Annotated in this window: 9 protein-coding genes; all 9 read left to right on the forward strand. The window is 73.0% G+C overall.

All coding sequences use genetic code 11. The annotated features are described in order from the left end of the window. Positions 1–114: 114 nt before the first annotated feature. The 9 genes from OG514_RS06965 to OG514_RS07005 all read left to right on the forward strand — a co-directional run bounded on the left by OG514_RS06965 (position 115) and on the right by OG514_RS07005 (position 12,281). A complete protein-coding gene (locus OG514_RS06965) occupies positions 115–996 on the forward strand; it encodes a carbohydrate ABC transporter permease (protein WP_266900770.1) in 882 nt (293 codons plus the stop codon). A 3-nt stretch (positions 997–999) separates the two neighbouring features. Further along, positions 1,000–1,890 (forward strand): carbohydrate ABC transporter permease, encoded by an 891-nt coding sequence (locus OG514_RS06970; RefSeq protein WP_266891956.1) that lies wholly within the window; start codon positions 1,000–1,002, stop codon positions 1,888–1,890. Positions 1,891–1,897: 7 nt separating this feature from the next. After that, positions 1,898–3,163, forward strand: a complete 1,266-nt coding sequence (locus OG514_RS06975; protein ID WP_266891958.1) for a 6-phospho-beta-glucosidase — start codon at positions 1,898–1,900, stop codon at positions 3,161–3,163. After that, on the forward strand, positions 3,154–4,143 hold the full coding sequence (locus tag OG514_RS06980) for an N-acetylglucosamine kinase (RefSeq protein WP_266891959.1): 990 nt from the start codon (positions 3,154–3,156) through the stop codon (positions 4,141–4,143). Before OG514_RS06975 ends, OG514_RS06980 begins: the two co-directional genes overlap by 10 nt. Before the next feature lie 257 nt (positions 4,144–4,400). Further along, complete coding sequence (locus OG514_RS06985; RefSeq protein WP_266891961.1) at positions 4,401–5,828, forward strand: hypothetical protein; 1,428 nt, start codon at positions 4,401–4,403, stop codon at positions 5,826–5,828. An 11-nt stretch (positions 5,829–5,839) separates the two neighbouring features. Further along, complete coding sequence (locus OG514_RS06990) at positions 5,840–6,871, forward strand: glutamate ABC transporter substrate-binding protein (RefSeq protein ID WP_266891963.1); 1,032 nt, start codon at positions 5,840–5,842, stop codon at positions 6,869–6,871. Between the two features lie 121 nt (positions 6,872–6,992). Beyond that, on the forward strand, positions 6,993–8,270 hold the full coding sequence (locus OG514_RS06995) for a hypothetical protein (RefSeq protein WP_266891965.1): 1,278 nt from the start codon (positions 6,993–6,995) through the stop codon (positions 8,268–8,270). A 76-nt stretch (positions 8,271–8,346) separates the two neighbouring features. Continuing rightward, on the forward strand, positions 8,347–10,851 hold the full coding sequence (locus OG514_RS07000; RefSeq protein WP_266900771.1) for a serine/threonine-protein kinase: 2,505 nt from the start codon (positions 8,347–8,349) through the stop codon (positions 10,849–10,851). A 2-nt stretch (positions 10,852–10,853) separates the two neighbouring features. After that, positions 10,854–12,281 (forward strand): PP2C family serine/threonine-protein phosphatase, encoded by a 1,428-nt coding sequence (locus OG514_RS07005; protein WP_266891967.1) that lies wholly within the window; start codon positions 10,854–10,856, stop codon positions 12,279–12,281. Positions 12,282–12,300: the final 19 nt, after the last annotated feature.

Raw genomic sequence — 12,300 nt, forward strand, 5'->3', positions numbered from 1 at the left:
AGCACGGACACCCTGCCCGCGAAGGAGGCGGCCGCCCCGGCCGCCCCCTCCCCCGGGGGACGGAACACGCTGCGGTCGAGGCGCCGGCGCAACGCCCTCCTCACCCTGGCGTTCATGTCGCCCTGGCTGATCGGATTCGGCTTCTTCTTCGCCTATCCGCTCCTCTCCACGCTGTACTTCTCCTTCATGAAGTACGACGGCCTCAACCCGCCGGAATGGCGGGGCACGGGGAACTGGACGTACGTCTTCTCCGACTTCCCCCAGTTCTGGCCGGCCCTGCGGAACACCCTCTGGCTCGGCGTCGTCATGGTCGCCTGCCGGGTGCTCTTCGGCCTCGGCATCGGCATGCTGATCACCAAGATCAAGCACGGGGCCGGTGTCTACCGCACCCTCTTCTACCTGCCGTACCTGGCGCCGCCGGTGGCCGCCACGCTGGCCTTCGTCTTCCTGCTCAACCCCGGCACCGGCCCGGTCAACTCGTTCCTGGAGGCGGTCGGCATCCCCGCCCCCTCCTGGTTCAACGACGCCGACTGGTCCAAGCCCGCGCTGACCGTCCTCGCCGTGTGGGGCGTCGGCGACCTCATGGTCATCTTCATGGCCGCCCTGCTCGACGTACCGAAGGAGCAGTACGAGGCCGCCGAACTCGACGGCGCGTCCCCCTGGCAGCGGTTCCGCTTCATCACGCTGCCGAACATCTCGCCGATCGTGCTCTTCGCGGTCGTCACCGGGGTCATCGGCGCGATGCAGTACTACACGCAGCCGATCGTGGCCGCGAAGGTCGCCTCGGGGAAGATGGGCGGCTCCGGCGAGGTCTTCGTCCCCGGCTACCCGGACGACTCCACGCTGACCCTCCCGCAGCTGGTCTACAACCTCGGCTTCAGCCAGTTCAACTACGGGGCCGCCTGCGTCGTGGCGCTGGTGCTCTTCGCCTTCTCCATGGCCTTCACCGCGCTCCTGATGCGCCGGCGCGGCGGCCTGATCGGCTCGGGTGACTGACACATGACGACCGCAACCGCTCCCGCCCCGGCCCGCCTTGTGGCGACCTCCGCCGAGAAGAAGGCCCGCCGCAGGTCGCTGCTGCACTGGATCGCCGTGCACTCGCTCGGCATCGCCGCGGCCCTGTTCTTCGTGCTCCCGTTCGTCTTCGTCTTCCTGACCTCCCTGATGAGCGACCAGCAGGCGCTCACCCGGGACCTGACGCCGAACTCCTGGCACTGGGACAACTACGTCCGGGTCTTCGACACCCCCGGCTTCCTCACCTGGTGGAAGAACTCGCTGCTGTACGCGGGGCTCGGCACCGTCCTCGTCGTGGTGTCCTCGATACCCGTGGCGTACGCGCTCGCCAAGTTCCGCTTCCGCGGCCGGCACCTGTCGCTGCTGCTGGTCATCTCGATGATGATGCTGCCGCCGCAGGTCGTGATCATCCCGATGTACCTGTTCTGGGCCAAGCAGATGGACCTCTCCGGCACGCTGTGGCCGCTGATCATCCCGATGGCCTTCGGCGACGCCTTCGCCATCTTCCTGCTGCGCCAGTTCCTGCTGACCATCCCGAACGAGTACATCGAGGCCGCGAAGATCGACGGGTGCGGCGAGTTCCGCACCCTGATCCGGGTCGTCCTCCCGATGGCGAAGCCGGGCATCGCCGCCGTCGCCCTGTTCCAGTTCTTCTACTGCTGGAACGACTACTTCGGGCCGCAGATCTACGCCTCGGAGAACCCGGGTGCCTGGACGCTCAGTTACGGCCTGGAGTCCTTCAAGGGCGCGCACCACACCGACTGGAATCTGACCATGGCCGCGACCGTCCTGGTCATGGCCCCTGTGATCCTCGTCTTCTTCTTCGCCCAGAAGGCGTTCGTCGAGGGAGTCACACTGACCGGAGTGAAGGGCTGAACACACGATGAAGCTCACTGTCGTGGGGGGCGGTTCCACCTACACCCCCGAACTGATCGACGGCTTCGCGCGGCTGCGCGACACCCTGCCCATCACCGAACTCGTCCTCGTCGACCCCGCCGCCGACCGGCTCGACCTGGTCGGCGGACTCGCCCGCCGCATCTTCGCCAAGCAGGACCACGCGGGGAAGATCGTCACCACCACCGACCTCGACGCCGGGGTCGAGGGCGCCGACGCCGTCCTGCTCCAACTGCGGGTCGGCGGACAGGCCGCCCGCCAGCAGGACGAGACCTGGCCGCTGGAGTGCGGCTGCGTCGGCCAGGAGACCACCGGCGCCGGCGGTCTCGCCAAGGCCCTCCGGACGGTCCCGGTGGTCCTGGACATCGCCGAGCGGGTCCGGCGCACCAACCCGGACGCCTGGATCATCGACTTCACCAACCCCGTCGGCATCGTCACGCGCGCGCTGCTCCAGGCCGGGCACAAGGCCGTCGGCCTGTGCAACGTCGCCATCGGCTTCCAGCGGAAGTTCGCCGCGCTCCTCGGTGTGACCCCGTCCGAGGTCCACCTGGACCACGTCGGGCTCAACCACCTGACCTGGGAGCGGGCCGTACGCGTCGGGGGCCCCGAGGGCGAGAACGTACTGCCCCGGCTGCTCGCCGAGCACGGCGACGCGATCGCCGACGACCTGCGGCTGCCGCGCCCGGTCCTGGACCGGCTCGGCGTCGTCCCCTCGTACTACCTGCGCTACTTCTACGCGCACGACGAGGTCGTCCGGGAGCTCGGCAGCAAGCCCTCGCGGGCCGCCGAGGTCGCCGCGATGGAGAAGGAACTCCTGGAGATGTACGGGGACCCGGCGCTCGACGAGAAGCCGGCCCTGCTCGCCAAGCGCGGCGGCGCCTTCTACTCGGAGGCGGCCGTGGACCTGGCCGCGTCCCTGCTGGGCGGCGGAGGCTCGCCGTACCAGGTGGTCAACACGTACAACAACGGCACCCTGCCGTTCCTGCCGGACGACGCCGTCATCGAGACGCAGGCCGCGGTCGGCGCGCACGGCGCGGCGCCGCTGCCGGTCGCGCCGGTGGACCCGCTGTACGCCGGTCTGATCGCGAACGTCACGGCCTACGAGGACCTGGCGCTCGAAGCGGCGCTGCGCGGTGGCCGGGACCGGGTGTTCAAGGCGCTGCTCGCACATCCGCTGGTGGGGCAGTACGCGTACGCCGACGGGCTCACCGACCGGCTGATCGCGCACAACCGGGAGCACCTCGCGTGGGCGTGAACCCGAACGACGTCCTCCTCGCGGTCGACGCGGGGAACAGCAAGACCGACGTCGCTGTCCTCGGCCGGGACGGCACCGTCCTGGGCGCGGCCCGCGGCGGCGGGTTCCAGCCGCCGGTGGTGGGCGTGGAGACGGCCGTCGACTCCCTGGCGGAGATCGTCGGGCGGGCGTGGACGGAGGCCGGTGGCACCGGCTCCTCCCCCGCGTTCGCCCATGTCTCGGCCTGTCTCGCCAACGCCGATCTGCCCGTCGAGGAGACCGCCCTCCAGGCCGAACTCCTGCGCAGGGACTGGAGCCGGTCGGTGCGGGTGCACAACGACACCTTCGCGATACTGCGGGCCGGGCTCGACGAGCCGCGCGGTGTGGCGGTGGTGTGCGGGGCGGGGATCAACTGCGTCGGGATGACCCCGGACGGGCGGACCGCGCGCTTCCCCGCGATCGGGAAGATCTCCGGGGACTGGGGCGGCGGCAGCGGCATGGCCGAGGAGGCGCTCTGGTTCGGGGCGCGCGCCGAGGACGGGCGCGGCGAGCCGTCCGAGCTGGCGCGCGCGCTGCCCGCGCACTTCGGTCTGGAGACGATGTACGCGCTGATCGAGGCGCTGCACCTGGGTCTCGTGCCCTTCGAGCGGCGGCACGAGCTGACGCCCGTGCTGTTCCGGGTGAGCGCGGACGGCGACCCGGTCGCGCTCTCGCTCGTGCACCGGCTCGCCGAGGAGGTCGTCGCGCTGTCGGCGGTCGCGCTCGGGCGGCTCGGCCTGCTCGACGAGGAGGCGCCGGTGATGCTGGGCGGCAGCGTGCTCGCCGCCCGCCATCCGCAGCTGGAGGAGAAGATCCGTGAACTCCTCGCCGAGCGGGCGCCGAAGGCCGTCGTCGGCTTCGTGACGGCGCCGCCGGTCCTCGGGGCGGGGCTGCTCGCCCTGGACGAGGTGGCGGCCGGCCCGGAGGCGTCGGCCCGGCTGCGGGAGCACTACGGGGCCTGAGGACAGGGGCAGTTCGCGGGGCGTCTCTTCAATGCGAAGAGGCGCCCCGCGACCATGTTCACCTGTTCGAGCGATGCCCCGAACGGAACCGATCACGGCCCGGAGACGTATTCAGAGTGAGGGGTTCGCCCGCGGATGTGCCGGGGGCATGCGGCACGATAAGAACAAGATCCAGTCAATCCCGGTGTGCGAACGGCCCCCTGAGGCCATACTGCAGGCCGGACCGGCCGAAGTCAGCGACCCCAGGGGGAGGTCAAGTGACACACCCGCCGAACGCGCCCGCCGCCCCGGCGGCGCGGAGCGCGGCGCACCCGCCCGCACGCCCGGCAGGCGTGCCCGCGCAGCCGTCGCCCGCACCCGGCGCCGCCCCGCCCGCGGGGCGTGGCGCCTGGGCCGTGGGCCGGGAGCGGCTGCGGGTCGCCACCACGACCGAGCCCGGCCGGCTCCAGATCCTCGGGGCCGTCCTCGCGCTGCTCGTCGTCGCGTTCGGCGCCGTCACCGCCCTGCAGGTCGACGACCGGGCCACCGCCGCCGACGACGTCGTCAGCCGCAGCCAGCCGCTGTCCGCCGACGCCGCCGCGATCTACCGCTCCCTCGCCGACGCGGACACCACCGCCGCCGGCGGCTTCCTCGCGGGCACCCTGGAGCCCGCGGAGTCCCGCGCGCGGTACGACCGGGACATCGCCACCGCCGCTCGGCTGCTCGTCAAGGCCGCCGCGAGCACGGAGAGTTCGGGCGAGTCGGCCCGGGAGATCGCCACCCTCAACGAACAGCTCCCGCGCTACACGGGCCTGATAGAGCGCGCGCGGGCCGCCAACCGGCAGGGCCTTCCGCTGGGCGGGGCCTATCTGCGGTACGCCAACCAGCAGATGACCAGTACGCTGCTGCCCGCCGCCGAGCGGCTGTACGCGGCCGAGACGGTACGGCTCCACAAGGACGACGAGTCGGCCCGCACCTGGCCGTTCCTCTCCCTCGGTCTCGGACTGCTCACCCTCGCCGTCCTCGGCTGGGCCCAGCGCCGCAACTACGCCAGGACGAACCGGGTCTTCAACCACGGACTGCTCGCCGCCACCGCCGCCACGGTGATCGTCGTCCTCTGGCTCCTCGCCGCGCACACCGTCGCCCGCACCGGGCTCGACAACGCGCGCAAGCACGGACAGGAGTCCCTCCAGGCCCTCAACACGGCCCGGATCGGCTCGCTCACGGCCCGCGCCAACGAGCTCCTGACCCTGGTCGCCCGGGGCGCCGTCCTCACCGAGGACGGCAAGAACGACAAGTACGAGGCCGAGTACACGTCGAGCACCGGCGCCCTGACGGACGCGCTCGCCACGGCAAGGGAGCTGGCCGACGACGACGCCGGCCGTTCCCCCGTCGACGAGGCCGCCTCCCGTACGGGCGAGTGGAAGCAGCGCCACACGGACGCTCGCGCCAAGGACGACGCCGGCGACTTCGAGGGCGCCCTCGGCCGGATCGTCGGCTCCGAGGAAACGACCGGCCAGTCCTTCGACCAGGTCGACGCGGCTCTGGAGCGCGCCCTCGCGCACGAGCAGGCCGAGTTCACCCGCTCCGCCGGGGACGCCAGGGACGCGCTGACGGCGCTGCCCCTGGGCGCGGCGGCCCTCGGGATCCTGGGCGCGGCCGGCGCCGTGCTCGGCATCAACCGCAGACTGTCGGAGTACCGGTGAGAGGGGGCGGGATGCCGAACGGCACGTACCCGCTGGTGCGGCGGACGGCGCAGCGGTTCCGGGGCTGGGGCGGGGTGGCCGCCATGGCCGTGGCCTGCGGGCTCACCGCCTCGCTCACCCTGCTCCCGCTGGCCCACGACGGCGGCGACGCCGCGGCCGCACCCGGCACGCACGGTCCCGGCGTCGGCACCGGCGTCCAGATCAAGGCGGACACCTGCGAGAAGCCCTGGGCCTCCCTCACGCCCTCGTCGGCGGACGGCCCGTCGATCGAGGCGATCAAGAAGCGCGGGAAGCTCGTCGTCGGCGTCGACCAGTCCAGCTACCGCTGGGGCTACCGGAACCCGGAGACCCGCGCCCTCGAAGGCTTCGACATCGATCTGGCGCGGGAGATCGCCAGGAACATCCTGGGCAGCGAGGACGCCGTCATCTTCCGGGCGGTCCCCACGAACCAGCGGATCGCCGCCCTGGACAGCGGCAAGGTCGACCTCGTCGTGCGCACCATGACGATCAACTGCAAGCGGATCCAACAGGTCGCCTTCTCCACCGCCTACTTCCAGGCCGGACAGCAGGTCCTCGCGCCCAAGCTGGCCAAGGACATCACCGGCTACGACACCTCGCTGAAGGGCAAGCGGGTCTGCACCGCCGAGGGCTCCACGGCCTACGAGGCCCTGGAGGAGAACTCCTTCGGCGCGCTCTTCAAGGACGAGGCCGACGGCACCAAGGACGACAAGGACCTGCTGACCGTCCCCAACCAGCTGGACTGCCTGGCCAGGCTCCAGATGGGCGAGGTCGACGCCGTCGTCACCGACAACGCCCTGGCGGCCGGCCAGGCCGCACAGGACCCCGCGGTCGAGCTGAAGGGCCGCCCGTTCACCACCGAGTACTACGGAGTGGCCGCCAAGCTCGGCAACGACGACCTGGTCCGCCGGGTCAACCAGGTCCTGGTCGGCTACCGGCAGGGCCCCTGGCAGCAGGCGTACAAGGACTGGCTGGAGAAGGACCTGCCCGGGATAACCGGCCCGCCCCCTCCGCTGTACAAGTAGCACTGCCCCGTACGACCAAGCCTGTACGACCGAGCCAAGACCACCGGCCCCGCACGACGAGCCCTGTACGACGAGCCCTGTACGACGACCAACCCGGTACACGGAGAGGAAGAGGTGACCGATGGGCGTCACGGGACCCCCCGGGCCGGTGATGGACCGGGACGAGGCGGACCGTGCGCTGGCGCGGCTCGGCGCCGAGCACAAGGCGGTCGAGGACTCGCTCCTCGCACTCCAGGACCACGCGGGCCGCAGGCTGCTCGAAGGGGCCGAGCTGACCGGCACGACCCGGGACCGCTGGGCGGCGACCGAGCGGACCATCACCCTGCTCTGGACCTGTTTCGACGTGTACACCGGCGCCCTGCGGGACGCCCGTGAGGTGCGCGCCCGGCGCCGTTGGCCCGGCCGTGAGGAGCTGGTGGAGCTGACCGACCGGCTGCGCGGCGAGAGCGTGCACGTCGCGGGCGGGGCGGGCGAGCAGGGGCTGCTCGCCGAGCGGTTCACCCTGGAGGGCCTCGTCCGGCGGATGAACGAGCTGTACGCGTCCTCGCTCGACATGGTGGTCACCGCAGACGCCGTCTGGTCGGCGCTGCCCGCCCGGATAGACCTCCTCGCCGCCGAGCTGGGCCGGACGCGTTCGCTCGCGCACTCGGTCGGTGTACGGCCCGGGGAGCACCCGGCAGGCGACGAGCTGGAGGACATCACCGCCGAGCTGACCTTGCTGCGCTCCCAGGTCGTGACCGATCCGCTGGCCTTCTGGCGGCCGGCGGCGGGGAGTTCGGCGCCCGGCGGGGGCCGGCCCGACACCGGGCGGTACGACCGGGCGGCGCTCGCCCTGGAGGACATCCGGCGGGAGATCGAGGCGGTGCTCGCGGTCCGGCAGGACTCCGAGGACCGGCTGCTCCGGCTGCGGGACGTGCTCTCGCGGGCGGACCGTACGCTCGCCGAGGCGCGGGCCGCGCGCGGCGAGGTCCTCGCGAAGATCGCCGCCTCCGAGGTGCCGGCCGTCAGCGGGCCGCCGATCGTGCTCCAGGAGCGGCTCGTGGCCGCCGCCGAGTACCGCAGGCACGCCCAGTGGCACCGGCTCTCCCCGCTCCTGGAGTCCCTGGAGCGGGACGCGGAGGACGAACTGCTGCGGGCCCGGGAGTCGCTGACCGCGGTCACGGCCCCGCTCGCGGTCCGGGCGGAGCTGCGCGGCCGGCTCGACGCGTACAAGGCGAAGGTGGCGCGGCTCGGCGCGGCGGAGGACCCGCTGCTCGTGGAGCGGTACGACGCGGCCCGCCGGATGCTGTGGAGCGCGCCGTGCGACCTGCGGGTCGCGGAACAGGCCGTGCTGCGCTATCAGCAGGCGGCGGCGGACGTACTGTCCGGCCCGAGAGACGCGGGAGGACGACAGTGGTGAGCGGGGAACAGTGGTGAGCGGGGAGACGGGCGTGGGGAGCTGTCAGCGGCCTTCGTGCGAGGGTTCGTACGAGGACATGGGAGGCGGCGAGCTGTACTGCGACACCTGCGGGCTCGCCCCGGTGGTCGCACCCGGCGGGCTCATCGGCTCGACGCCGACCGGGATGGCCGTGCCCGGCAGAGGGACGGGTACGAGCAGCGGTGTCGGGGCGCCGGACTCCAGCTCCTCGCGGAGCAGTTCGCTGGCGTCCTCGCGGGCCTCGTCGCGCTCGTCGACCTCCCGCCGTTCGGTCTCCGGGCGGCTCTCGCGCTCGCTCTCCGGGGCCTCCACGTCCCGCTCGGTGTCGGTGCGCAGCTCGGGGACGTCGACCGGTCAGTCGGCCCGCAACCGGCTGGGCGCCGGCCTGGTGTCGATCCCCGAGGTGCCGCGCCCCGACCCGCGGGCGGCGGTCATGGAGAACCCCGAGGTTCCCGAGCGGAAGCGTTTCTGCTCCCGCTCGGACTGCGGGGCCCCGGTGGGCCGTTCGCGGGGTGACCGGCCGGGCCGCACGGAAGGCTTCTGCACCAAGTGCGGACACCCGTACTCCTTCGTGCCGAAGCTGCGCGGCGGGGACATCGTCCACGGCCAGTACGAGGTCGCGGGCTGTCTCGCGCACGGCGGCCTCGGCTGGATCTATCTCGCCGTCGACCGGGCCGTCTCCGACCGGTGGGTCGTCCTCAAGGGCCTCCTCGACACCGGTGACCAGGACGCCATGGCCGCCGCGATCTCCGAGCGCCGCTTCCTCGCCGAGATCGAGCACTCCAACATCGTCCGCATCTACAACTTCGTCGAGCACCTCGACCAGCGCACCGGCTCCATGGACGGCTACATCGTCATGGAGTACGTCGGCGGCAAGTCCCTCAAGGAGATCGCCAACGACCGGCGCACCCCGGACGGCCGCCGCGATCCGCTGCCGGTCGAGCAGGCCTGCGCGTACGGGATCGAAGCCCTTGAGGCGCTCGGGCACCTGCACAGCCGGAACCTGCTCTACTGCGACTTCAAGGTCGACAACGCCATCCAGTCCGAGGATCAGCTCAAGCTCATCGACATGGGCGCGGTCCGGCGGATGGACGACGACGAGTCCGCGATCTACGGCACCGTCGGCTACCAGGCGCCGGAGGTGGCCGAGGTCGGGCCCTCGGTGGCGAGCGACCTGTACACGGTGGCGCGCACCCTCGCGGTGATGACCTTCGACTTCCAGGGCTACACGAACGTCTTCGTGGACTCGCTGCCCGACCCGGACAACATCGCGGTCTTCCGGACGTACGAGTCGTTCTACCGCTTCCTGGTCCGCGCCACCGACCCGGACCCGGCCCGCCGGTTCGCCTCCGCGCAGGAGATGGCCGAGCAGCTGACGGGTGTGCTGCGGGAGGTCGTGGCGCTCCAGTCGGGGCGGCCGCGGCCCGCGCTTTCGACGCTGTTCGGTACGGAGGTACGGGTCACGGACACGGCCCTGTTCGCCGAACTGACGGAGGACGTGTCGCTGCTCGGGGCACGGCGGGGGCGGAAACGGCCCGCGCTGCCCGGTGCTGTGCCGGGCACCGTGCCCGATGCCGCACTGCCCGCCGGGCCGGGGGCTGAGGCACCCGCCGCCGCGCCCGGGCTCGGGGCGCTGCTCGCGCCGCTCGACACGCCCGCCACCGCGCTCGCGCTGCCCGTGCCGCGCGTCGACACGGGCGACCCCAACGCCGGCTTCCTCGCCGGTCTCGCGGCCGCCGCGCCCGGCGAGCTGCTCGCCGCGCTCCAGGCGGCGCCCGCGCCCTCCGCCGAGCTGCGGCTGCGTACCCTGCGGGCACATCTGGAGCTCGGCGACCTGCCGTCGGCCGTCCGGACCCTGGCCGGCCTCGAGGAGCGGGACCCGGACGACTGGCGGGTCGTCTGGTACCGGGGCGTCGCCTCCCTGGTCACCGGCGACCACGAGCACGCGGCGCTCGCCTTCGACGCGGTGTACGACGCCTTCCCGGGCGAGCCGTCGCCGAAGCTGGCCCTCGGGATCTGCGCCGAGGTGCTCGGCCAGCTGGACAACGCCGCCGAGTACTACCGTCTGGTGTGGGCCACCGACCCCAGCTTCGTCAGCGCGGCCTTCGGGCTCGCCCGGGTGCAGCTCGCGGCCGGGGACCGGATCGGAGCCGTACAGACGCTGGAATCCGTACCGGAGGCCTCGATCCACTACACGGCGGCCCGGGTGGCGACCGTCCGGGCGCGGCTGCGGCGGCGCCCGGCGCGGGAACCGCTCGGCGCCGATCTGACGGCGGCCGCGGCGCAGGTCTCGGCGCTCCAGGGCTTCGGTCTGGACGCGGTGCGGCGGGAGCAGTTGTCGACGGAGGTCCTCGGGACGGCCCTCGACTGGGTACTCTCCGGGAGTCCCGGTGCGGAACCGGGCGGCGGCGCGCTGCTGCTCGGAAGTGAACTGGACGAGCGCGGACTGCGCTTCGGCCTCGAACGCTCGTACCGGGTGCTGGCCCGGCTCGCCCAGCAGGGCGAGGAGAGGATCGAACTGGTGGAGCGGGCCAACCGCTTCCGCCCCCGGACGTGGGTGTGAGGATGTCCCAGAAGCCGAAGCCGTCGCACGGTCTCATCGCCTGCCCGGACTGCGCGGAGCCCCTTGAGTCGGGTGACCGGTTCTGCGGGGCGTGCGGTCACGACCTGATGGCCGTGCCCGCCGCCGGGGCCGAGCCGGACCGCCCGACCGTGGTCATCGGCACCCCCGTGGCCTGGCCGGACGCCCCTCCCCGGGACCCCGGTTCGCTGTCGACCGCGACCCAGCACCCGGGCGACCTGCCGGGCACCGACTCCGGTGGCCACGACCTGCCCACGATGGCGGTCCGCACGGACGGGCCGGTGCCGCCCGGCGCGTCCGGGGAGACCACGACGGGCAGCGGTGACTTCGAGCTGGCGGCCCCGGACCCGCGCGCGGCGGTACGGGCGGACCCGGCGCCGCCCCCCACCCCGGCCCCGGCCGCTGCTCCGGCCCCCGCACCCGCACCGGCCCCCGCCGCTGCCACGTCCTCCGCACCGGCCCCCGCCACTGCCGCTGTGCCCACCGCTGCCGCCCTGTGCGTGGCGTGCCGGGCCGGACGGGTGGACACCGACGGCTACTGCGAGAACTGCGGGCACGCGCAGCCCCGCGAGCGCGACCACATGGAGCGGGAGCTCGGCAGCGTCGCCGCCGTCTCCGACCGGGGGCTGCGCCATCACCGCAACGAGGACGCGTTCGCCGTCTCCGCGACGACGCTCCCCGACGGTTCCCCCGCCACCCTCGCGATCGTCTGCGACGGCGTGTCCTCGGCGACCCGGCCCGACGAGGCCTCCGCCGCCGCCGCGGAGGCGGCCGGCGCCTCGCTGCTCGCCGCGCTCCCCCGGGGAACGCACCCGCAGCAGGCGATGCACGAGGCGATCGTGGCCGCCGCCGAGGCCGTCAACTCCCTCGCGGAGGAGCCCGGTCAGGACGGTGCCGAGCACGACCCGCACCGCCACCGCAACGCCCCGGCCTGCACCATCGTGGGCTCCGTCGTCGCCGACGGCCTGCTCGTCGTGGGCTGGGTCGGCGACAGCCGCGTCTACTGGGTGCCGGACGACCGGGCCACCCCGGCCGCCCGGCTCACCGAGGACGACTCGTGGGCCGCGCAGATGGTCGCGGCGGGTCTGATGAACGAGGCGGAGGCGTACGCGGACGAGCGCGCCCACGCGATCACCGGCTGGCTGGGCGCCGACGCGTACGAACTGGAGCCGCACACGGCCGCGTTCAAGCCTGACCGGTCCGGTGTGGTCGTGGTCTGCACGGACGGCCTGTGGAACTACGCCGAGGGCGCCGATGACATGGCCAGGGTCGTCCCGGCCGACGCGTCCGACCGCCCGCTGCACAGCGCCCAGGTGCTGGTCGGCCACGCCCTGGACGGCGGAGGCCACGACAACATCACGGTCGCGCTCGTGCCGTTCACCGTCACTCCCCAAGGGGCAGGATCCGCCTGAGCGGCCGCCGATCCCCTGT

Source organism: Streptomyces sp. NBC_00572 (genome assembly GCF_026341815.1).
In the GTDB taxonomy this organism is placed as follows: Bacteria; Actinomycetota; Actinomycetes; order Streptomycetales; family Streptomycetaceae; genus Streptomyces.